General features: G+C 43.7%; 17 protein-coding genes. 11 read left to right on the top strand and 6 right to left on the bottom strand.

Going from position 1 to position 22,641, the window contains the following annotated elements:
• Positions 1 to 44: 44 nt before the first annotated feature.
• The 7 genes from HF312_04490 (at position 45) to HF312_04460 (ending at position 10,398) form a co-directional block, all read left to right on the top strand.
• Positions 45 to 2,093 (top strand): tetratricopeptide repeat protein, encoded by a 2,049-nt coding sequence (locus HF312_04490; protein MCU7519450.1) that lies wholly within the window; start codon positions 45 to 47, stop codon positions 2,091 to 2,093.
• Between the two features lie 288 nt (positions 2,094 to 2,381).
• The gene (locus HF312_04485) at positions 2,382 to 3,998 is read left to right on the top strand and encodes a GHKL domain-containing protein (protein MCU7519449.1); all 1,617 of its coding nucleotides are present in this window, start codon (positions 2,382 to 2,384) and stop codon (positions 3,996 to 3,998) included.
• The gene (locus tag HF312_04480; GenBank protein MCU7519448.1) at positions 3,995 to 5,431 is read left to right on the top strand and encodes a sigma-54-dependent Fis family transcriptional regulator; all 1,437 of its coding nucleotides are present in this window, start codon (positions 3,995 to 3,997) and stop codon (positions 5,429 to 5,431) included. Before HF312_04485 ends, HF312_04480 begins: the two co-directional genes overlap by 4 nt.
• A 233-nt stretch (positions 5,432 to 5,664) precedes the next feature.
• Complete coding sequence (locus HF312_04475) at positions 5,665 to 6,168, top strand: Rieske (2Fe-2S) protein (GenBank protein MCU7519447.1); 504 nt, start codon at positions 5,665 to 5,667, stop codon at positions 6,166 to 6,168.
• A 14-nt stretch (positions 6,169 to 6,182) separates the two neighbouring features.
• Positions 6,183 to 7,253, top strand: a complete 1,071-nt coding sequence (locus HF312_04470; GenBank protein ID MCU7519446.1) for a cytochrome bc complex cytochrome b subunit — start codon at positions 6,183 to 6,185, stop codon at positions 7,251 to 7,253.
• Positions 7,250 to 8,710, top strand: coding sequence for a hypothetical protein (locus HF312_04465; GenBank protein MCU7519445.1), 1,461 nt, complete (start codon positions 7,250 to 7,252; stop codon positions 8,708 to 8,710). The genes HF312_04470 and HF312_04465 overlap by 4 nt, the downstream gene beginning before the upstream one ends.
• Positions 8,711 to 8,760: 50 nt before the next feature.
• The gene (locus tag HF312_04460; protein ID MCU7519444.1) at positions 8,761 to 10,398 is read left to right on the top strand and encodes a DUF2339 domain-containing protein; all 1,638 of its coding nucleotides are present in this window, start codon (positions 8,761 to 8,763) and stop codon (positions 10,396 to 10,398) included.
• Positions 10,399 to 10,496: 98 nt separating this feature from the next.
• On the opposite strand, the gene HF312_04455 is transcribed toward HF312_04460, so the two are convergent.
• Entirely contained in the window at positions 10,497 to 12,662 is a 2,166-nt protein-coding gene (locus tag HF312_04455) for a TonB-dependent receptor (protein ID MCU7519443.1), read from the bottom strand.
• 206 nt (positions 12,663 to 12,868) lie between these two features.
• On the opposite strand from HF312_04455, the gene HF312_04450 reads away from it, so the two are divergent.
• From HF312_04450 to HF312_04440, 3 genes are all read left to right on the top strand, one after another.
• Positions 12,869 to 13,822, top strand: a complete 954-nt coding sequence (locus HF312_04450) for an alpha/beta hydrolase (protein MCU7519442.1) — start codon at positions 12,869 to 12,871, stop codon at positions 13,820 to 13,822.
• A 177-nt stretch (positions 13,823 to 13,999) separates the two neighbouring features.
• The gene (locus HF312_04445; GenBank protein ID MCU7519441.1) at positions 14,000 to 14,491 is read left to right on the top strand and encodes a hypothetical protein; all 492 of its coding nucleotides are present in this window, start codon (positions 14,000 to 14,002) and stop codon (positions 14,489 to 14,491) included.
• A gap of 57 nt (positions 14,492 to 14,548) precedes the next feature.
• Positions 14,549 to 15,274: a hypothetical protein gene (locus tag HF312_04440; GenBank protein MCU7519440.1), complete on the top strand. Its 726-nt coding sequence runs from the start codon at positions 14,549 to 14,551 to the stop codon at positions 15,272 to 15,274.
• A gap of 58 nt (positions 15,275 to 15,332) precedes the next feature.
• Here the strand turns inward: HF312_04440 and HF312_04435 are convergent, their stop codons facing one another.
• The 3 genes from HF312_04435 to HF312_04425 all read right to left on the bottom strand — a co-directional run bounded on the left by HF312_04435 (position 15,333) and on the right by HF312_04425 (position 19,729).
• The gene (locus tag HF312_04435) at positions 15,333 to 16,208 is read right to left on the bottom strand and encodes a DMT family transporter (protein MCU7519439.1); all 876 of its coding nucleotides are present in this window, start codon (positions 16,206 to 16,208) and stop codon (positions 15,333 to 15,335) included.
• A 33-nt stretch (positions 16,209 to 16,241) separates the two neighbouring features.
• On the bottom strand, positions 16,242 to 18,620 hold the full coding sequence (locus tag HF312_04430) for a TonB-dependent receptor (GenBank protein MCU7519438.1): 2,379 nt from the start codon (positions 18,618 to 18,620) through the stop codon (positions 16,242 to 16,244).
• A gap of 140 nt (positions 18,621 to 18,760) precedes the next feature.
• Positions 18,761 to 19,729, bottom strand: coding sequence for a phosphatase PAP2 family protein (locus HF312_04425; protein ID MCU7519437.1), 969 nt, complete (start codon positions 19,727 to 19,729; stop codon positions 18,761 to 18,763).
• Positions 19,730 to 19,849: 120 nt separating this feature from the next.
• Here HF312_04425 and HF312_04420 point away from each other — a divergent pair, with 120 nt between their 5' ends.
• Positions 19,850 to 20,476, top strand: a complete 627-nt coding sequence (locus HF312_04420) for a class I SAM-dependent methyltransferase (protein ID MCU7519436.1) — start codon at positions 19,850 to 19,852, stop codon at positions 20,474 to 20,476.
• 10 nt (positions 20,477 to 20,486) lie between these two features.
• Here the strand turns inward: HF312_04420 and HF312_04415 are convergent, their stop codons facing one another.
• Both HF312_04415 and HF312_04410 read right to left on the bottom strand, forming a co-directional pair.
• Complete coding sequence (locus HF312_04415) at positions 20,487 to 21,467, bottom strand: polysaccharide deacetylase family protein (GenBank protein ID MCU7519435.1); 981 nt, start codon at positions 21,465 to 21,467, stop codon at positions 20,487 to 20,489.
• A 124-nt stretch (positions 21,468 to 21,591) separates the two neighbouring features.
• Complete coding sequence (locus tag HF312_04410) at positions 21,592 to 22,545, bottom strand: L-lactate dehydrogenase (protein MCU7519434.1); 954 nt, start codon at positions 22,543 to 22,545, stop codon at positions 21,592 to 21,594.
• Positions 22,546 to 22,641: the final 96 nt, after the last annotated feature.

Raw genomic sequence — 22,641 nt, 5'->3', positions numbered from 1 at the left:
AGCCAGCAACTGCTTAACTTTTTACTATTTACTAAAAGAATTTTATGAAACCTACTCTAACCTTATTAGTCATGGCTGTATTAAGCTTTACTGGCAGCCCCATGTCTGCACAAGTCAGACCGGATAGCCTCGAAGGCTTAATTAAAACGAAATCAGGTACTGAAAAAATAGATGTTATGCTCGCCCTTGCGGATTATTACCAGAATGCCGACCCGCAAAAAGGGATTCAGACCGCCTCCCAAGCTCTGAAAATGTCGGAAGAATTAAATTATGCAAAAGGCAAGGCCGTCAGTTATGCAAACCTGGGAGAAATGTACGTAAATCTTTCCGATTTCAATTCTGCAATGGAATATCACAGGAAAGCCCTTGAAATAAGAAAATCCTCTGGCGATAAGCATGGAATTGCCCTGTCACTTAATTCCATTGGCGGAATTCTCGAGCACCTTGGCAATTATGATATGGCCATGAAAAATTATTATCAGGCGATAAAAATAGCAGAAGAGAATTCAGACACAAAAGAGCTTTCGGTTTCATACAGCCTTGTAGCAACACTTCATTATATACTGAAAGATTACCCGAAAGCCCTGGAATACTGCTCTAAGGCAATGAGGATAAGAGAAAAAATAGATGAAAAATACGGGATGGCAAATTCATATGAACTGATGGGACTGATAAATTTTGACTCCAAGAAATTTAATGAATCTCTGAAATACCACAGGCTTGCACTGAAGGTTAAGAGGGAGCTTGATGATAAAATCGGAGTTGCCGGCTCTTACCAGAACCTGGGCATGGTATACAGGCAGCTGGAGAAATATGACCTGGCTGAAAGCTACTTCTTAAAAGCGCTGCAGATGAGGAAAGATCTGGGGGAAAAGCGCGGCATTGCCGCTTCCCTGACTAGCCTTGGGGAAATCTACATAGTTCAGGGGAAATACCCTTTGGCGCTGGACCACTTTCTGAAGGCTTTTAAGATAAGGCAGGAGATTAAGGATAAACGCGCACTTATCAGGACATATTTCCATCTCAGTACCGCCTATGCAAAATTGGGCAATTTTAAGAAAGCCTTCGAGATCCAGGACCTTTATTATAATTATAAAGACAGCCTTAACAAGGCGCAGACGCTGCAGAAGCTTGCACAGATGGATATGCAGTACAAATCGGAAAAGAAGGACAAGGAAATTGCTCTTCTGCAGAAAGATAATGTAATTCAAAGAACCCTCCGCAACTCTCTGATTGTGGGCTTCATTCTGGTTACCGTTATTGCTCTTGGAACATTTACGGCCTACAGGTCAAAGAAGAAAACCAATCTGCTCCTCGAAGAAAAAAACCGTGAGATCAGCCGCCACCATGAAGAGTTAAAAAGGCTGAATGATGAGCTTGAAGTTTCGAATGCCACTAAGGATAAGTTCTTTTCCATTTTAGCTCATGACCTGAGAAGCCCGTTTTTCGGATTCCTGGGAATTTCAGAAGAACTGGCAAAAAATTCAGCCAGCCTCACTAAGGAAGAAGTTTCCGAATATGCCGGAATAATCAACCAGTCGGCAAAAAAAATATTTAATCTTGTAAACAATCTTCTCGAGTGGTCTTTACTTCAGAGCGGGAGGCTTAACCCGGAATTTGGGAAGCTGAATATCCATGATGAAGTGGAAAGTATCAAGGGCCTTTTCATCTCAGCAGCCCTCAACAAATCAATTACAATAGATAATGCGGTTGAGGTTTCTGAGGCGGCATATGCCGATCAAAACATGGTAGAAACGATACTGAGGAATCTTATTTCAAATGCCGTCAAGTTTACAGGCGTGGGCGGCTATATCCGTGTAAGTTCAAAATCCACACCGGAATTTCTGGAGATTTCAGTTGCAGATTCAGGCATCGGAATGCAAGAGGATGCTGCAAGAAAAATATTCGACATAGACTCTGCACAGAGTACCAAGGGGACTCACGGAGAAACCGGTTCAGGACTGGGTCTGGTTCTGTGCAGGGAACTTACAGAAAAAAACGGCGGAAAGCTTAGCGTGGAAAGCCGCATGGGAAAAGGTACTACTTTTACTTTCACACTTCCTGCCTTCAGGCATGAAGCAGTTGAAAACTAAGAGGAATTCTTCAGAAATGGCCGCCTTTGCAGACTGTTGAGACTGTTCATACCCGATTTATGGACCTAATATCCTAATTTTTTCGTAGCGCTTTAAGTTTCCCCATATTATATTGCGGCAAATATATTGCGGCAGCAAATGCAAAGGCTCAGCTACGGCAGGCATAAAAAATACTGGTTGGTGTTAGGACCGGTAGTCTTTGTAGTTCTTTTTGCATCCCTGATAGTTGGAATATATAAAAACACCCTGGACGATATCAAAAAAGATCATCAATTCCAGCAATTAGAAATGACAAAATCAACTGCCCAGGGAATTACGTACCTTATTCACCACCTTGTCAGAGATATAAGGCTGTTATCCAATTATCCGGGCATAAAAGATGTTAACAGCCATTCCCTTTCCTTTATAAAACAGCTCCCCGCAGCCTACGATTCGGAGATTGTACGCTCAGTCTTCGTTACAGATAAAAACCTTAAGGTCTGCTGCTTTACAGGAGAACCGGTCGACGCCTGGGAAATTTACTACACCAGGCAGGCAGTTTCCTCGGGCAGAAGCGGAGACTATTTTATTTCAGCCGTAAGCTCAAATGAAAAGACAAAGCCTGATCCAAAGCTCTACTTCCAGATTGTTGTCCCCATACTGAATAAAGCCTCCCCGGCCGGGGGAGATACAATAGGATACCTGGGATACCTGATTAACTTCAACGGGCTGGTAGATCAGTTTATAAGGCCGTTAAAACTGAGCAAAAACGACTTTGCCTGGATCATTGACGGCATGGGCAGACTAATCTATCATCCCCTGCATAAAGAGATGCTCCTCCGCTCCATTAACAACACAACTCCCGGGTGTTCACAATGCCACAAGTCATTCTCTGTTCAGCAGTCAATTGTAAAGGCTTCCGGTCCATCCTTTGGTGAATACTCAGTAGTTGAAAACGAGCCGGATAAAATTATGGCTTATTTCCCCGTTAAAATCGGGAACCAGAAATGGGTACTCGTAATATCCACACTGGTTACACATGTGACTGAAAGCTTAAGAGAAAAGTTCAAAATTTTCTTTATCATCGGCTTTGTAATACTTGGACTCCTGCTGCTCTTCAGCAGCCTCATTTACGTGATAAATTCCAGGAGAATAAGAGCCGAAGAAGCCAGGAGGAACCTTGAGCAGATACAGGCTTACCAGGAGCAGTTAAACCAGGCCTCAAAGCTTGCTTCAATCGGCGAGCTGGTCGATTCTGTTGCCCATGAAATAAATACACCCACGGGAATTATTGCAGCCCACGTTGACGGCATTATCTTAAGCAATAACTCCCCTGATGGCATTTTGCCCACGCTTAAAATAATCAGAAAGCAGGCTGAGCGCATAAGCAATTATACAAAAAGCCTTTTAAGCTATTCACAGAGAATGACCTTTTATCCGGAACCCATTGATATAAAAAGCGTCATTGAAGAATGCCTCTACCTTCTTGGGCACCGCTTCCGCTCCAAGCGCATCAGAATTAACAGAAACTTTGAAGGCGATATCCCGGTTGTATACGCAGATTCAAGACAGATGGAGCAGGTATTCATGAATCTGCTTAATAACGCTATCGACGCCGTCGACAGCCACGGCGAGATAACAATTAGGCTTGGCTCTGAAAATAACAATGGAACATTGAACGCCGTCATCAGCATTGAGGACAATGGAACGGGCATAGCTGAAGAAAACCTTCCCAAAATATTTACAGCTTTCTTTACTACAAAGCAGAACTCAAACGGTACAGGACTGGGCCTTTCCATAGTAAAAGCAATTATTTTGCGGCACGACGGAAAAATCACCGTTAAATCGGAGCCCGGGAAAAGTACAATATTTAACATAACGCTGCCCGGGGCAGCCGGGAATAACATTAGGGGATCTATAAAATGAACAGATTACCTGAAATTAGTAAAGAGCCCGGGGCCGGCAAATTAACTAAAAAGCCTTCCCGGATACTTGTTATTGATGACGAGCCGGACATGCTGAGCGGGTTTTCAAGCATATTGTCTGCTCTTGGCTTCAGCCCCCTGGCTTTCAGCGACGGCCCCTCAGCCCTTAAAATCCTTCAGCAGGAAGAGTTCGACCTTATATTCTGCGACCTTCTTATGGATGAGATGAACGGCTTTGAAATAATTAAGGAAGCAAATAAAATCTCTCCCGGCACACCCATAATAATTTTTACAGCATACGGTACCGTGGAACGCGCTGTGCAGGCCATGCAGCTGGGTGCCTTCGATTTCCTCGAAAAGCCAGTTGACACTGAAAAGCTGAAGATTGTAATTGAAAAAGGGCTCAGGCAGAAAAAATTCTTCAAGGAAAGAAATAATTTAATCAGGCAGCTGGATGACAAGTTCCAGTTCGATAACATTGTGGGCCGAAGTGAAGAGATGCTGAAGATCTTCGAAATGATAGAGAATATTTCAAAGACTGACGTCAACGTACTCGTTACAGGAGAAAGCGGAACAGGCAAAGAGCTTATTGCAAGAAGCATTCACGCCCACAGCAGCAGGAAAACAAAGCCTTTTGTTCCGGTAAACTGCGGAGCCTTTCCGGAGCATTTATTTGAGGCAGAATTATTCGGCTATGAAAAAGGCGCCTTTACGGGAGCTGCTTCAAGAAAAATGGGACTGCTTGAATATGCCAACGAAGGTACATTCTTTTTAGATGAAGTCTGCGAGCTGCCATTGAACCTCCAGGTAAAACTCCTGAGGGTTCTTCAGGAACGGGCTGTAAGAAGACTGGGAGGCAACGAGCTGATAAGTGTGAACTTCAGGATAATTTCAGCTACCAACCACGACTTCGACAGGGCTGCAGAGCTCGGGCAGCTTAGAAGCGACCTGTATTACAGGCTTAATGTCATAAACATTCACCTGCCTCCCTTGAGGCAGAGGAAAGAGGACATTGCGCTCCTGGCCGGCCACTTCCTGAAGAAATTCATCAAAACAGCTGGTAAGAACATTTCAGGCTTTAGTGATGAAGTAATTAAAATACTTGAAAGCTACGCCTGGCCCGGCAACATCCGCGAGCTGGAGAATGTAATTGAAAGGATGGTAATTATGTCAAAAGGCGACGTAATTACTCTTGCAGATCTGCCGCCGAAGCTGATAAATGAAGACCTAAAAGGATTATCGTTCGATAATTTGAAACTCCCTGAGGCAAAGCAAAAAGCAATTGATGAAGTGGAGAAAAAATACCTCATCTATCTCCTAAGAAAATATAACGGCAACGTGACCCATATGGCGCTTGAGGCCGGTATGACGCGCAGAAATATTCACAGGCTGTTAAACATTTACGGTTTCGATCCTGACAAATGGAGGAAATAGCCCCCTCACACTAAAAAGTGTAAAACTGATTTCACACAATTACCCTGTTTTTAAGTAAGATAGAAGGATTCTGTAACATACATGACCCGCAAAAAATGCTTTGTGTGAAATAGATTTCACACTTTCCCCGGCCGATTTATCACTACCCCTTCAAAACAGCTGAAAACAGCCGCTTTTAATCATGGTATGATTTTAGCCTCACGGAATAAAGATTCAAAACCGGATCAAATACCATGAGAAATCTAACTGAGACAACTGAAATATTATCCGAAAAGCTTGAGGATAAGAGCAGATTCATTCAGGCAAAGCCGCAATCCAGGCGCTCATTTCTCAAAAGGCTGCTCGGACTTGGCATGCTTGGTTTTGCCGCATCGGTACTTTATCCCCTGATGGAATACTTAAAGCCCCCAAGGCAAAGAGAGGTTGAAGTCAACAGCCAGAGCGCAGGCATGATAAAGGATTATCCGCTCGACTCAGGCAAGATCATACGCTTTGGCAATAAGCCGGTAATTGTAATAAGAACAAAAGAAGACACATTTAAGGCCTTCTCAGCTTCCTGCACGCACTTAAACTGTACAGTTCAGTACAGAAGCGATATGAATGCAATCTGGTGCGCCTGCCATAACGGGAAGTACGACCTTACGGGGAGAAACATTTCCGGGCCTCCTCCCCGCCCTCTTGATGAATACAGGACCATGCTAAAAAATAATGAAATAATAATCATTAAAAATGCATAAACATTATGAAGAACATGACTGCAAAAATTGGCGGCTGGCTGGATGAAAGATTTAACACCGGGGAAATAGTGCACTTCTTCAGAAAAAAAACCGTTCCCATACACCGCAATTCAATCTGGTATTACTTCGGGGGAGTATCACTTTTCCTTTTCATCATTCAGGTATTTACAGGAATTCTCCTGCTCTTTTATTATAAAGGAAGCGCCGACATTGCATTTGAAAGCATAAAATTCATTATGTCAAAAGTTGAATTCGGCTGGCTCATAAGATCAATTCACTCCTGGGCTGCCAACCTTTTCATACTTTCTGTATTTATTCATATGTTCAGCGTATACTTTGAGAAGTCCTACCGCCGCCCGAGGGAGTTAACCTGGGTTACAGGAACAGTTTTGTTTTTCATCTCTTTAGCCTTCGGTTTCAGCGGATACCTGCTGCCCTGGAACAAACTCGCATTCTTTGCAACAAAAGTGGGGACCGATATAGTAGGCTCAGTGCCCGTTATAGGAGAGCCTCTGAAGATATTCTTAAGGGGAGGAGACGATGTAACAGATGCCACACTATCCAGATTCTTCGGCTTTCATGTTGCTCTCTTTCCCGGGATATTCACGTTCCTTCTCTTGTTTCATCTCGTTCTGGTTCAGCGCCAGGGAATGAGTGAACCGATGGGAATTGAGAAAGCCCCTCAAGGTGAAAAGAAAACAATGCCTTTCTTCCCGAATTTTATGCTGCGTGATTTACTCCTATGGCTGCTTGTGCTGAATGTACTAGCCGTACTGGCAGTATTTTTCCCGGCTGACTTAGGTGAAAAAGCCGAGCTCTTTGCCCCTGCTCCGGCGGGAATACGACCTGAATGGTACTTCCTCTTTATGTTTCAGATACTGAAGTACCTGCCTGCAAAAATCATTTTTATGGATGGCGAAGTCTTCGGAATAGTCATGTTTTCAATTGCCGGTGTGTTATGGCTTTTGGTGCCGTTCTGGGACGTTAAAAGCTCGCGGGGAAGAAAAAACCGGCTGATAAATTATATAGGTATACTGGCTGTCTCCATCATAATTGTTTTAACAATTCTCGGATGGATGTCATGAAAACGTTAACCGCATTTTTCGTCACAATTATCTTTTCATCCGTTGTTTTTGCAAAGGCAGATGAATGCTATAACTGCCACAATTCACTTGGTGATAACGCCTCAAAAATCTTTACGGGCGACGTGCATTTCAGTAAGGGAATCTCATGCTCCGGATGCCATGGAGGCAACAGCCGCTCAGAGGACATGGAACAGGCAATGAACGCGTCCGCAGGCTTTATTGGCGTTCCCAAGGGAGACGTAAAAACTGAGGTCTGCATAAGGTGTCACTCCGATGAAAAGAAAATGAGATCATTCGGATCGGCACTCCGCACAGACCAGTTCAGGCTGCTTGAGGCAAGCGTCCACGGCAAGCTGTCCCTGTCAGGAAAAGAAAGGATCCTTCAGTGCACCACATGCCATGGGGCTCACGGTGTAAGAGATGTAAAAAGTCCCCTGTCTCCCGCCTATTCATTAAATGTTCCAAAGACCTGTGCCCGGTGCCACAGCAATGTAGTTTATATGCGGTCCTACAATCCGGCACTGCCGACAGACCAGTATCAGAAATATATAACGAGCCGCCACGGGAGGCTCAATCTGATGCATGACCCGAAAGCTGCCGATTGTGCCGACTGCCACGGCTATCACGACATTCAGGCGCCCGGCGTACCTACTTCAAAAGTTTATAAAACAAATCTCCCCTCAACGTGTGCAGAGTGCCACAGCAATAAAGAATACATGAGTGCTTACAAGATCCCGACAGATCAGTTCGAAAAATATTCTGAAGGAGTCCACGGTCAGGCACTGCTTGTAAATAAGGTTAGCGGCGCTCCTTCCTGCAACGACTGTCACGGTAACCATGCCGCCACACCGCCAGGAGTCACTTCAATATCAAAAGTCTGCGGCCTCTGCCACACGCTGAACGCAGAGTTATTTGCGTCAAGCCCGCACAAAAAAGCCTTTGATAAAAATAATTATCCCGAATGTGAAACCTGTCACGGCAACCACCTCGTAAAGGCAGCCTCGGTAAGCCTGCTTGGAACGGATAAAGAAGCCGCCTGCTCAAAGTGCCACAGCGACAATAGAAACGTGAAAGGCTTTAAGACCGCCGGTTTAATGAGGCATCTCCTGGACAGCCTGAGCAGTTCAGCTGTAAGAGCACGGAGGCTTATTGAGGAAGCTGAGCAGAAGGGAATGGAGGTCTCGGAAGCGGCTTTTAAGCTCAGGGATGCCGGACAAGCTGAAATGGAGGCTAAAACCATGGTGCATTCTTTTGATCTGAATAAATTCACGGGAGTTGTAAAGGATAAAGGACTTAGCACCACAAAAGAAGTAATCGAAGAAGCACATGATAAAATTAAAGAATATTATTTCCGGAGGATTGGCTTGGGTATATCAATTGCCATAATGAGTTCACTTGCCGTAACATTGTTCTTCTATATAAAAAAGATCGAAAAGAAAGACGGATCTGATTCCTGAACTAAAACTTGACTCCGGTTCGGCAAAAACTATTTTAAAGGAGTATTAAAATGGATACAACTGCAAACAAATTTTTAAATGAAGACATCGGCTCATGCCTTCAGAAGATGGATGAGAGAATTACCTCGCTTGAATTCAAGGTCAATCTGATTTTTGAAAACAAAGTAAACAATGAGATTGACGCCATCAACAGGATCAGCAGTGAAAAAGAAAGCAGCAATGATGCACTGGAGTACAAAATAGGAGAATACATTTTTGCAAAAGTGGGTGTACTGCTCTTTATCATCGGGGTCATTTTCCTTCTGGCATTCCCATATAAGGAGGTCAGCCCTCTGCTTCCTTCAGTTTTAGGTTTCATTATTGCAGCAGCACTTTATTTCACATCAAAATTATTCAACAAAGTACTGCCGCATATAAATGTTCATCTGGTCTCAGGAGCCATAATTATTTTTTGTTTTTCAGTTCTTAGGCTGCATTTCTTTTCCACAGGCATTGCACTAAACAGCATTTGGCCGGAACTGTTTCTGCTTGCCATTGTCTTTTTATCAAGCCTGGCAATAGCTGTAAAGAGAAACTCGGCCTACCTTTCTGGTTTGAGCCTGCTTATAGGATATATAACTCTGCTTGTATCGGATAATGATGCCTTGATCATGGGAGGTATTGCGCTTCTTTCGGTTCTCGGAGTTTACCTCTCACTTAAGAACAACTGGTTTAAGCTGTTAATTGCCTCTGTCTTAATGAGTTATTTCTCTTATCTTGACTGGCTTATCGGTAATCCTGTTTTAACGGGCAGTTCCCATTTCAGAAATGTTGATCCTTTTTATTCCTCTATCTTGCTTCTTTATATGCTTATTCATACTTCTGCTTTCTATCTTGGAACCAATAAAGAGCCGGCTGAGGGATTAAGATATTCCAGTTCAACCTTAAACGTTCTGCTTAGTTTCGGATTGTTCACTCTTACAATTTCGCCTACAGGGTATTTTGCCTCTCTCAGCTTAGTTGCCGCCGCTGTATTTATAACGCTCTCGGCAATTTTGTATTTACGGCTGAACCATAAGCACCTTACTTTCATCTATGCCATGACAGGATACCTTGCACTCAGCCTTTCAATAATCAGCTACCTGCAATTCCCTGCCGCCTTCATTCCATTATGCTGGCAGAGCCTTCTTGTTGTTTCAATGGCAATATGGTTCCGCTCGAGGTTTATTGTTGTAGCAAATTTCATCATATATCTGCTGCTCACAATCTCATTTCTGATTTTTGATCAGAGGATTGAGCTTACAAGCATAAGCTTCGGCGTTGTATCGCTTTTAAGTGCACGGCTGATGAACTGGCAGAAAGAGCGCCTTGAGTTGAAGACTGAAATGATGAGAAATTCCTATCTTCTGATTGCACTCCTGATTATTCCATATGCCCTTTACAGCAACATCCCCGCTGGTTTTGTAGGACTGTCGTGGATAGCTGTCGCTCTTATTTATTATTACCTGGGGAAGGTGCTGAACTCAAGGAAATACAGATGGATGTCACTGACTACATTTGCCGCAACAATTCTTTATGTGTTCCTGCAGGGCATTTCAAGTTCTGAAGCCACATACAAGATGATGTCATTTCTTGTGCTTGGAGCTGCACTGGTGGGTGTTTCCATGACATATTCTTATTTGAAAAGCAAGGCTCAACTGAGGAGGTGATGGCCTAATTCTAAAGACAGCTAATTCTGATTACTTCGGGGAGGAACAGTTGGAATATTGTTCCTCCCGGATTTAAGATCTGTTTTATGCGGCAGCATCTACATTGTTATTTTAAGTGAAAGATTAAACACACGTCCTTCAATGGGAGCCCACAGGGTCTGGAATACCGGGTTAACCAGGGGGCCCGTTATTATCTTCTCATACCTGCTCTGGCGGATATCAAATAAATTCTCGACATTAAAGACAACTTCGAAATACCTGTAGCTTCCGGCTATCATGGCAGCAGCTATCCAGTAGCCTCTTTTTTGAACTTTATCTTCAGTAAACTGCCTTCCCACATAACTTGCTTCAAGCCCCATGCGACCCAGTCCCTCGAGGTCATAAGTTACAATTGCAGCCGCCTTGTTCCTTGGAGTAAATGGAAGCTCAGACTTTAAGCTGTTCACGCTCCTGCGGGCAAAAGTATAATTATAGCCGAAGTAGATGTCCAGTTCATCTGCCGTAAGCCTCAGGTAAGACTCGGAGCCCTTGCTGTCAAGATAGTCGTAGTAGTTCCCAATCAGTATCTGTCCGCCGCGTATTTCATTTGACACCGGATCATTTATTCTCGTATAGTAGAATGCCTGATCCATGGTCAGTGAGATTTCATCAAAGAGGAGTGTTTCATATTTAGCGTCAAAGTTTAAGCCCAGGGAGTGTTCGGCATTAACTGAGCTGCTTATGGGCATTAAATTCTTTAGCTCGTTATCTTCAACGTCTTCTGTAAAAAGCCCGGGTGTCTTATAGCCCAGTCCCCCGCCCAGGCGGAGGCTGAGTGTTTTTTCCGGCCTGTAGAGAAATGAAAGCTGCGGAAGGAAAAAGAATTTATATTTATTGTTGTAGTCAACTCTCAGGCCGCTTTCAAGAGAAATGTGTTCCTGGAATGCCCACTCGTCCTGTATGAACATGCCTGAAGTATAATTGCTGTAAAGCGTAATATTCTTATTTTCTGAGGCCAGGGTCTTATAGTTTTCAGAAAGGAAATTCAGTCCGAATACTGTCGTATGTTCCCTGGAGGGTATGGCATAAGATGCTTCACTATAGGTTAAAAACTGTCTGCCGTCAAGGCTGAAGTCATTCATATTAAAGCTGCGGCGGAAGAGTGTGCCTGTTGATTTTATGTCAAGGGATCTCTTTCCATTAAGCTCCTTATGGAACTCCAGCTCAGCCGTATTCCTGTAGGACTTATTCCTTTCAAAATAATTGTGCAGGGGGCCATTGCTGTTATTAACGGCTGACATATTCCCGCCGATGCGGTTTTCAAACAAATTAGAGTAGCCTACTATTAGTTTGGAAGTTTCATCGGGATAATAAAAAAGTCTTGGATGTATGTAGTAGTTCTTGAATTCAGGGGAATCGGAAAATCCGTCATTATCAACGTCTTTGGCCTGTCTTGTATTAACTGCAGCAAACATTGTAATGCCCGTCTTCACATTTCTGGCAGAATAGTATCCGTTGAAATTATTTTCGCTTAAAGAAGTGCGGTTAAGCGTAAAGGTAATTTCCTTTTTGTCCGTGGGCTCTTTGGAAACCAGGTTGATAATTCCCGCAATTGCGCCTCCGCCGTAGAGTATGGGAGAAGCCCCCTTAATGATTTCAACCTGCTTCAAGTCAAGAGGCGGGATCTGCAAAAGACCGAGGCCGCCGCTTAAGCCTTCATAGAGCGGCAGGCCGTCCCTCAGGACCTGCGTATATTTCCCTCCGAGGCCTAGCATTTTGAGGCTCTGCTCACCAGAGGCAACGGAGGTTTGCTGGACCTGCACGCCTGAGATGTCGCCCAGTAGGCTGACGACATTTCCGGGCACAATCCCGTTTTCTTCATTGATCTCATCATAGCCCAGGACTTCAACTTTGATCGGCAGATCCTCTATCCTGGATGTGCTCCTTAACGATGTAACCATAACCTCGCTGGTCGAGAGAGACACAGGCTTAAGGCTGACAATAAGTGTTGTATCAGATGCGGGGTATGTAACCTCAACTTCAGCGGCCTCATAACCCACAAAGCTGAACTGGAACTTATCCTCCCCATTGGGAATGTTTCTGATTGCAACATTTCCCGCATTGTCGCTCTGGGCGCCATATGAAGTGCCTTCAAGCTGAACCGTTACGCCTGCAAGTGCCTCCTTTGTTTCCGAATCTAAAACGCGTGCCCTGAATACATTCTGGGCAATAGACAAATTATATTGCATCAGGAGTATCAGCAGAACAGGATATATTTTTTTCATTTATAGCCAAAATTGTTATTACAGTAAATTTACGCAAATTACTCATTCTTTTGCGAGGCGGCAGATGATTTTCGCCTGATTTCCCGCCTTATTTACAATTGCAGCCGATTTAATTAATTTGCATAAAGATTTTTTTCATCCGGCAGGATGGCGGAGCTAAACCCTTATATTTTTGCACTTCAGAAATAATCCAAACAGGAGGCAGCATGCCAAGTTTTCAGAGCCGTATATTCCGCTTTATTTTAAAGCACAGACATTTACTTCGCTTTGAGCTGAAAAGAAAGGATGTTTTTGATTTTAATACTTCCATACCGAAGTTCAGGGAGGATTGTGAAAAAGGGGCAAGGATGTTCGGCAAGCTGCCTGAAGGTATCGAGGTAACACCTCTTAAGATTCAGGATATAAAAGCCGAATGGATTTCGCCTTCAGGTGTAAAGAAAGATAAAGTCATTTTTTACACTCATGGCGGAGGCTACGTTTCAGGCTCCTGTTCGGACCACCGCGGAGTTGTCTCGAGGTTAGTTAAAGATACAAACATTCCGGCACTGCTTTTTGAATACCGCCTGGCTCCCGAGCACCCGTTCCCCGGGGCAATTGAAGACTCCGTTACGGCATATAAATGGGTACTTAACCAGGGCGTTTCTCCTTCTGATATCATGATAGTTGGTGAATCCGCAGGAGGGGGCCTCTGCCTGGCAACACTGCTGGCTCTTAGGGAGGAAAAGATTCCTTTGCCCTCTGCCGCAGTTGCTATTTCACCATGGACGGACTTAAAGTGCACGGGAGAGTCCTACAGAACAAAAAATGAAGTATCAGTGGCGCCATTAAATTCATGGACAGTCTTCGGCAAGTATTACTGCGGGGATAATGACGCCGAAAATCCTCTCATTTCACCTTTATACGGCGATCTTTATGGGCTTCCGCCGCTCCTGCTTCAGGCAGGTACAGACGACGAGCTTTTTGACGACTCGGTTCAGTTCGTTGAAAAGGCCATGGCCGCGGGTGTGGATGTCACTTTCAGGCGCGGTGAAGGGATGCTGCACTGCTATCCATTCCTGCCCGCATTCATTCCCGAGGCGAAAGAAGCAATGGAAGAGGTCATTTCATTTATCAAATTGCATTTAGTAAAAGTGGACTCAGCAGTAAAAGAAGAAGCATAAAGACACTGGACCGTATATTCCATTGGACAATTTTGTAGCCTGTAAGGGACACATTCTGCAGCCTTCCTCACAGAATGTTAAATTTTACAGGCTTTCCCCCTGGCACAGATGTTGGCTTATGTTATTTAAAGCCGGTATTTCCCGGATGGCTTTAAGTGCAACATTCTGAGGGGAAAAATGAATTTATCTGGAAAACTTTACCTTGCATCGGCCTTATTGCTCGGCCTGCTAATAACGCCCGCCTATTCCCGGGATGTCAATCCTGAATCTATTCCTATTATTACAGTTCATTATGCAGAAAGCCATTTCATTAAGGAAGTTTATGATTATATATACCCACGCTATGTCACCGGACATTACAGACCTGCAGTCCAGCCCACATGGGGATTTGACGGATATCTTTACAATATTGAATTAACAGTAATTTTGGATGGCAAAGATTTCCTGTGGGACAAACCTCTTCAGGTCCGCTTCACTTTTGAAAACGGAGATGCACAAACAATAATTATTAACGAAGAGATGTTTCCGCTTTACCCCGGTAAATTTTACAATTTCAGTATTGACTTAAAGACTCACATAAAAGGACAGACAAGAATTGATATTTTTCCAGCACCTGGAACTAATGAAGAAGGCGTCAGGTTTTACGGCACTTCAGTCTGCCTGAGATAGCTTTGAATACTATACTTGTTCTATATATCACTCTTCACAATTAAAGGACAAAACAAAATGAAAACGTATTTCTCAGCTATTGTACTATTCTTAGTCATCACTCAATGCGGTTATGCCCAGGCAAAGGCATCACCTGCTGAAGATTTATCCGACAGCTCTCGGGCTCTGCAGTTTCAGATTACTGACAACTTCAGTCTTTCCTCTTTTCAGGGCTCTGTGTTTTCTTACATGCATCATTTTACAAAAGAAAGGGCATTAAGAATCGGATTGAGTGTATCAGTCGGAGGTAATAATTTGGACCAGTCTGATGATCAGTTTTGGTATAATCAAAATTCTCTGACCCATATCAGAAAGTACGACATTGAAAAAAATAGCACTGGGCTTCAATTAAGTACTCAGTATATCTGGTATCTTAATCCTGGATCCAGGCTTTTACTTTTCAGCGGAGCGGGACCTTTCTTACGTTACGACCGCAGTTTCGAAAAAAACGAAACTTCTTATCCTCAGGACGATACTCGTATGTATAGAACTACTATTGAAACCCAATCCTCACAATGGACCCCGGGAGCAAGCGGGATAGTCGGCGTAGAGTGGTTTGCGTCAAAAGCTATTTCTTTCTCAGCCGAGTACGGTCTTCAGTTAAGCTATTTCTGGAATGAATCTAAAATTACCACCAAAACTCAAAACAATAATAGTGTGGATCAAATAAGCAATGCCAAATCAAAAGGATGGAACCTTGCTGGCAGCAGTGTGAAGTTCGGCCTGAGCCTGTATTTTCAATAGTGAGATTAGCCCGGCGATAAGTAAATTCTGAGGCAGTTGATGGTCTGCCTCAATAAATTTATCCTGCTATTACAAAAAGCCCTGCAATAATTATAACAGTGGCAGCCGCCCTTAAAAGGAGGCTGCTTTCCTTGAATAATCTCCCGCCTATTACTACTGCAATAAAGACAGATATCCTTTTTACCGCCAGAACAAGAGCTACTGAGGCACTCTTTACAGCCAGAATCTCGGTGTACCTGTAAACAATTGTAAAAAATGCTATCAGGCATATCCATTTCCATACAGATGCATCCAGGGACCTTATAATATGAAACGGTTTCTTTTTAAGAAACAGCGTTATTACAAAGAAATTGAAAGCCATGAAGAGCTGCTGAAAACCCATGAATGCTTCAGGCATAAGCTTGTAGCGCCCCAAAAGCCAGCGGTCTACAATTGATGTTGCCGTAAAAAGAAGCAGCGCACCAAGTACATAGTGGTGCTTCTTTGATTTGATTATTGTAACAAAGGGATCAAATATTTTCTGTCCCGGCCTGGTTTCAATCAGGTATGTGCCTGTAAAGAGGAGTACAATACCGCCTACTCCGGAAAGAGAAAGCTCATCTTTCAGTATAAGAAAGGCGAATATAGCAACAAGCCCGGGCGTTAATGCCAGAAGCGGAAGCGCCTTGCTGATCTCAAGGTTCTTCAGCGAAAGCATTACAAGAAAAAATGCTACTGTCCCGGGTATTGTCTTAAGAAAAAGGATCAAAAGATTAACAGGCTCAAGCGTATTATAGTTTGTAAGCGCAATAAAAGGAAGAGAAAACAACAGGCTTACCAGTGAAACTAAAAATGAAAACTCGAGCCCTTCTATCTTAAAAAGTACCTTCTTTTGTGAAATAGCTGCCATGGCAGAAAATACTGCCGAAATAAAAGCCAGTAAAAACCAGTTCATTATATCTCAGAAAATATTTTTGATTATTAATACTTACCAGTTAAAATTCAATTTCAGGAAGAAATTTCTTCCCGGTTCAACGTTAAGAAGCCCGCGGTTTGACGCCAGGTGATTCCTGTAAGCTTTGTCCATAATGTTTTCAATTCCGGCAGAAGCCGTAAGGCTGCTATTCCATAACTTTAACGGAACAGAATTAAGATAGAGATCGAAAGTTGCATAGCCCGGAGTCTTCATCTCTCCCTGGGCTGTATGGTTCTGCGCTGAAAACAGGGTTGCCGACAAATCAACGTTTGCATATTCCATAACAGGAGCCCTGAAACCAACCTTTCCGTTTAACGGCGGCATCAGGGGCAGATAAAGGTCTTTTTCAACGTCTCTTCCGTTGACGTATGAGGCAAGCATGTAGAGGACGTAGTTATTTAACAGGTTATACTCCGCATTGAGGTCAAAGCCGTAGAGTCTGGCCTTCCCAACGTTTGTGCTTACAAAAGCCGCCCGTCCTTCATACGTTGAAGGCTTATCGACAACCATATTGCTCAGGCTGTTTAAGAACACGTTGAAATTAAAGGAAAGGACTTCATTAAATATCCTTACGCCGGCATCGGTACTGAACCCGTCTTCTGGCTTAAGATCAGGATCACCCAAGTAGATTACGCTGCCCTGATCGATATACCTGAACCTTTCCTCCAAAGAAGGGGCCCTGAAAGAGCGCGCAAAATTAAGGTTAAAATTTACTCCCTTAGTAAGGGAATAAAGCATGTCCACGTTTCCGCTCCAGGAGTAATTATTGGCTTTTCCTTCAAGCCAGTATGGGGTATTGGCAGGAGCGTCATTTCTTACTCCGTTTACAATTGTATAGACCGGATTGCTGACGCTGTTGTTTTTAATGTTGATCTGGTCAAATCTTCCGCCCAGCGTCATTCTCAGCTTGTCTTTAATCACCTTAATTTCATCCTGGGCATAAAATCCTATGCTGCGGAAGCGTGACTCGGGAAGGGGTCTTTCGCCCACTATCTGATTTGTTGCCTTTACAACCGAGTCGCCTTTTGCATTAAAGACCGACACCCGTATGGATCTTTCACGTCTTGAGTCGAGCGCTCTTTGCCATGCATCGACGCCTGCAATAAAGTAATTACTTTCACCAATTCTCCAGTCAGTCTGCAGCTGAAGTCCGTTTGTATAGTGCCTGGCGTTGGGAGTAATCTTCAGGACGCTGGTCATCTTTGCCGGCTGCCCGTTCTGAGCCGGGGTCTTAGTTACGGTATTTGGAATGTTTTCCACATCCCTTAAAATAAACTGGTAGTAATATTTAGCTGAGAGTTTAAGGAAGTTCCGCGAAATATTTTTAAGGCTGTATTCAGCGCTTAAGAGCTTCCTTTCCTCGGTCGGATATCTTACAATTGCCGCTGAAGGGAAAAGGCTTCCTCCGCCCGGTATACCGACATTTGAGGCATAGAATCTCTGATAGCTGATTTTTAATTCGTTGTCGGCCAGAGGCTTAATTCCAAGGTCGGCAGAAAAGCTGTTGTCCTTAAACTGGCTGTTGTTCAAGGTCCCTCTTGGGGTTTTAATGTTGTCTGCATTTCTTAATGAGCCGCTTGCGTGTGCAAACCATGAGGAGGCGCCTGCGCTTAATGACACCGTGCCGAAACCGCTGTTATTGACTGAATTGTAGCCGCTTCCCAGGGAGCCGCCAATTGTAAAGCTGTCGCTGTACTGTCCGCTTTTGGAAATAACGTTTACAATTCCGCCAAGGGCTCCGGTGCCGTATAGAGATGATGCGGCGCCTTTAATAACTTCAATTCTTTCTATATTGTTGATGTCAATTAAGGATAGCCCTGCCGAAATGTCTGTGGCAGTTTCAATTCTGTTCCCGTCTATCAAGGTCACAACGGATGAACGGCTGAGCCCTCTGATATTTACGGTTGTACCCCAGACTCCGTCTCTTTGAAGTGCAATTCCGGGTTTATTTTTTAACAGATCTGATACGGAAACAGCGGATATTTTTTCAATATCGCTTCCCGTCATTACCTCTACAGGAAGAGGAACTTCCCTGATATTTTTTTCATATCTGGTACTGGTTACATATATGTCGTTCAGTTTAACGGGTTCAAGTGTTACCTCAAGATACTCCTCTTTTTTACCCGGAAGCAGAGAAAGTCTTAATGTTTTTGCATTATACCCAATGCGCGAGAATGTAATGGAATATTCTCCTTCGGGGATATTGCTGAGGGTAAAGCCGCCCAGGCTGTCTGTTTCTGTATTAAAATTACCCCTGGAAAGAATCACTTTCACCTCAGAAACGGCCTGATCGGTATAATAATCCCTGACAGATCCTTTGACTGAATAATTCTGCGTGTAAGATGCTTCAGCAAAGACCAATAAAGTAAAAAGCAGTACAAAATATTTCAATTTTAATTCCTCAATTATTCCACATATATCATTTATAAGCAAAGGACAGATGTGTTCTTTGTTAATTTATTTCAGGATATAAAGTTACGAAATTAATAAATAAATGTATAAAACAGGAAGGGCATGATCCCTGCAGGAGCCTAAAGAGGGATTGAGAAGCTAAAATCAGGGAAAATCCGCATGGACGGCGATGTTCCGGCCTGAGAAGGCGCCTTATTCTCGAATTGTCTGCGGTAAAACTTGCCTACAGTCGAACCTATTGCATAGGACATCAATGCAGCGGCTACAGCATCGGAAAACCAGTGCATTCCTCCCCTGTTAAGGGAAGAAACGCCAAACATCATATAAGCCGTATAACCATAGCCCAGAACCTTAAGCCAGGTCTTACCTGGGTAGAAGTTCGTTAAAGCCGAAACCACGGCCATTGTTGAAGATGTATGACCCGAGGGCCAGCCCCAGAATATCCCTCCCCGCCAAAAGCCAAAACGGAACTGTTTGCTTAGAGCCATCATATCACTTTCCTCCCTCCAGTTGGGATGCGGCCTTCCTGTAATTGCCTTAAGCATGGAATTATATACAAATGCCAGTGCGGTGGACTGCAGAACGGCAAAGGATGCCGCAACAGCCTCCTGATCGGAATTTAGCTTGCCATGCGCATAAAGCGCTCCCCCTATTACAAAAGGGAAATACTGCGCAAAACGGATCACGGGCCTTGCCGCATCTCCATAGGCAGGGTGTTCGTTAAAATACTTAAAAACGTAATAGTCGCTTCCGGTTGAGGTAAGCAGTGCGGTTGAAGCTATTCCTGCCAGATGGAGGTAAAGGTTAATTCCCTTAAAGCTGTTTACAATGTTGTCTCCCAGGCCGCTGTAAATCTTTATATCAGGCCCGGGCTGATTTACTGCAGAGGTGGAAAGTGAGACTGCATTACTGAAGCCCGGGCGGCTTAAACTTAAGGAGGATGCTGAATGAGCCTGCAGAAGAGACCTGCTTGTCTTAAAAACCGGTGAAATGCCTCCGGTGTAAACATCCTGTGCATTTAAGAGGGATGTTCCCCAAACGAGGAACAATAATAATGAGAGGTTTCTATTTATAACGCTTCTTCTCATGCGGTAAATATAATGTTTTACCCGTGCCCAGTCAAGAATTCATGAAGGAAACTCCTGTTGCCCGGGATTTTATGTCTTTTTTTGATAAATTAGAGCATTACAAACTTTTTTAATAGCACAATGACAGTTAAGAAGGCGTACAACAGCTGGTCTGAGACTTACGACACGGACGTTAACCTCACGCGTGACCTGGATGAAACGGCAACAAGAGAAAGCCTGCAAGGAATCAGCTACGGAAGGACGCTTGAGCTCGGATGCGGCACGGGGAAAAATACATCTTTTCTTTCGGGCATTTCAGAACAAATGTGGGCGGTGGATTTTTCAGAAGGAATGATTTCCAGGGCAAAAGAAAAGCTGAGGTCCGGCAATGTTACATTTTCACTCGCTGATATTACGAAGCCATGGCCTTTTTCAGACGGGACGTTTGACCTGATTGTCTCAAACCTTGTACTTGAACACATTGAAGAGCTGGATTTTATATTCTCTGAAGCCTCCAGGACGCTTAAAAAGGGAGGGGCATTCTTTGTATGCGAGCTCCACCCATTCAGGCAGTATCAGGGTAAAAAAGCCAGGTTTGAACGCGGGGACAAGACAATTGAAATACAGGCATATGTACACGACATCTCAGATTTCCTGGCATCTTCTAAAAGCAGCAGGTTAAATCTGAAGGACCTCAGGGAATGGCGCCATGAGAAAGACGAGGCACAAGGAGTGCCCAGGCTCATCTCCTTCAGATTTGAAAAATAGGGAATGCTTTTTATTCTTCTGTAACTCCGGCCTCTTCCATTACGAATTCCGGGGTCATAGGTTCACCGGCAAAGAATTCCCTTCTGTGCCCCTTTGTGTATGCCCAGCGGTGAAGCCAGCTGATGCCGCCGGCGCCGGTAAATGTATCGGGCGACTTGTACGCGCTGTCGCTTATTGCATCCTGAAGAGTAATGAACTTATAGCCGCGGTTTTTCAGCATACGGGCTATTTCACCGAAATGTTCCGAATTGATTGTATTGGCGTGAACTAAAAGCACCTGCTTAACTTCGCGTCCGAATAGTTTCACAGACTGTTTTTCAAAATATTCAAATTTGCTTTCCATGTAGGGGATGTATGCATCTGCAACTTTTTTCATCATCTCTTTATCCCCCTTGTCCCTTGCATTGTCATATGCGCGAGCAAATATCCAGTCGGAATTATCTATTGTTACAGGAGCAACAGTATAGCCTCTTTCAGAAAGAAAAGTATTAAATGAGTCTCTTTTGGCGATGGTTCTTCCGGTCTGGAGGAATGGGTGTCTGAAATACCTGAGTTTCATATTGTGCTCCTGGAGCACTTTCCCCACAGTTGCCTCTCCTTTAATCAGGTCGTCCTCATATTTCTGAAGAGGAATACGGTTAAGGCTCGGATGTGAATACGTATGGTTTCCAAGCTCAAGTCCCTGATCGAGCCATTTATTTAAGAGCTCCGCCTTTTTAGTATTATACGCGTTTTCATCATAGAGGTGGCTTTCTATTACAAAACCCACTGCCGGCACATTATTATCTTTAATTATTGAAAGGAGGTTATCTGTAAGCTCATTCCAGGACTTAATATCCTGCCTTGTGGATACGGCCGGGAGGTCGTCGAAGGTGATTGCAACTTCCCTTTCCGGATGACTGCCCTCAAGGTTCTGGGCATCAAGTAAAGATGTATTGAAAAAGAAAGCAATAATCAGGGATAATAGAGCTATTGTAAACCTAAATTTCATAAAGAGTTCCATTTTTGTGCCGTTTTGTATAAATGAGGCAGATTTATAAATGATTATCGATTGGCAAATTTAAGAATCTCACCAAACGTTACAGAAATAATAAGACAGGGCATAGTACCCCGTCTTATTTCTCCGCCTTATTTTCATATTCATCAATTTTTTCTTTTATTATCTGTGCGCTTTTTCTTAAGAGGAGCCTTTCTTCGTAGCTTAATCTTAATGGAAGCGTACCTAAATCCCCGTTTCCTCCGATCAGGTGCGGAAGCGACAGCGCGACTTCCCTTATCCCTTCGACCTCTTCATTTATGGTTGAGACTGTCAGTATTGCCCGGTTATCCCTGTTAATTGCATCAACTATTCTTGCAATTGCAGCGCCTATACCGTAGTAGGTTGAACCTTTGCCTTCAATAATTTTATATGCAGCATTGCGCACTCCTTCATCAATTTCGCGCCTGATCTGATCGTTAAATTCAACTTTTCTGAACTGGATGAAGTCTGCCAGAGGAATTCCGCTGATATCGATATTAGCCCATGTAAGGACTTCAGAATCCCCGTGTTCACCTATCACATATCCGTGCACATGCTGTGAGTCAACTCCGGCATGGATTCCGACCAGCGCCCTGAAACGGGCGGTATCCAGAGTAGTACCCGATCCGATAACGTGCGAAGAAGGGACCCCGTACTTCTGAGCAATTTTTGTACTGATATGTGTAATAATATCCACCGGGTTTGTTGCAATCAGGAATATTGCATTAGGGGCAAATTTCACTGTATTAGGGATTATCTGGTTTAATATTGCGGCATTTCTTTCGAAAAGCGCGAGCCTGGTTTCTCCCGGCCTCTGGCTTGCACCGGCAGCAATTATAATAATTTTGGCCTCTTTCAGGTCCTCGTAACTCCCGGCATGTATGTCGGTAGCGTGTGTAAAAGGAACTGCATGCTGTATATCTGCAGCCTCGGCAATTGCGCGTTTTTCATTAGCATCTATTAAGACAATTTCACTTGCGGCTTTTGTCATTACTATAGCGTAGGCTGATGTAGATCCCACCAGTCCGGCACCAATTATTCCAACTTTCATAGTTTCCTCAGTTTTCTGATAATATAATTATGAGAATACAAAATATTCGGAAATGATGCCATTGTTTTGCGGCAGAAAATGAATAAAAGGGGATAT

The organism is Ignavibacteria bacterium (assembly GCA_025612375.1).
Lineage (GTDB): Bacteria > Bacteroidota > Ignavibacteria > Ignavibacteriales > SURF-24 > JAAXKN01.
Note: the sequence above shows the minus strand (reverse complement) of the source record. Positions and strands in the feature narration are given on the sequence as shown.